The 632-nt window shown below is 52.1% G+C and carries 1 protein-coding gene; it reads left to right on the top strand.

Annotated elements, in window-relative coordinates:
* The first annotated feature begins 167 nt into the window (after positions 1–167).
* Complete coding sequence (locus HGP29_RS28455) at positions 168–536, top strand: DUF805 domain-containing protein (RefSeq protein WP_002917923.1); 369 nt, start codon at positions 168–170, stop codon at positions 534–536.
* Positions 537–632 lie beyond the last annotated feature (96 nt).

Below are 632 nucleotides of genomic sequence, written 5' to 3'. Positions count from 1 at the left end.
ATCTCAACGAACCGCACGGTCGCGATCAGCGCTTCCGTTGATCTGTCGGGCGCCAGTGATGGCGCCCAATAATTCAGAAAACAGATATTTACCCACCATTCATTCACGTCTATTCTTATTGCGATCGCTTAAAAAACAAGTGATTGACGGTTAATTGAGGCGTAGAAATGGACTGGTATCTCAAGGTATTAAAAAACTATATAGGATTTGGCGGCCGTGCGCGGCGCAAAGAGTACTGGATGTTTATTCTGGTCAACCTCATCCTGACCGGCGTATTGAGCATCATCGATAAAATGCTGGGCTGGCAGCGGGCTGGCGGCGAAGGCATTCTGACCACTATCTATGGCGTACTGGTCTTTTTACCGTGGTGGGCGGTGCAATTTCGCCGTCTGCATGACACCGATCGTTCGGCCTGGTGGCTATTGCTGCTGTTGATCCCGGTCATCGGCTGGCTGGTGATCCTGATCTTTAACTGCCAGCGCGGCACCGAAGGCAACAATCGCTTCGGACCCGATCCGAAACCCTTCTCCTATTAATCTTCCCGCTCCTCCCGTTAACGGGAGGAGCGTCTTCATCACTATCTGCCGGCAAACAGCTTGGGGATCTCACGCAGACACCAAGACTTCGCTTCG

The organism is Flammeovirga agarivorans (genome assembly GCF_012641475.1).
GTDB classification, from domain to species: domain Bacteria; phylum Bacteroidota; class Bacteroidia; order Cytophagales; family Flammeovirgaceae; genus Flammeovirga; species Flammeovirga agarivorans.
Note: the sequence above shows the minus strand (reverse complement) of the source record. Positions and strands in the feature narration are given on the sequence as shown.

Coding starts and splice junctions, on each gene's coding strand:
- HGP29_RS28455 (WP_002917923.1), top strand. CDS start 168: ATGGACTGGTATCTCAAGGTATTAAAAAACTATATAGGATTTGGCGGC.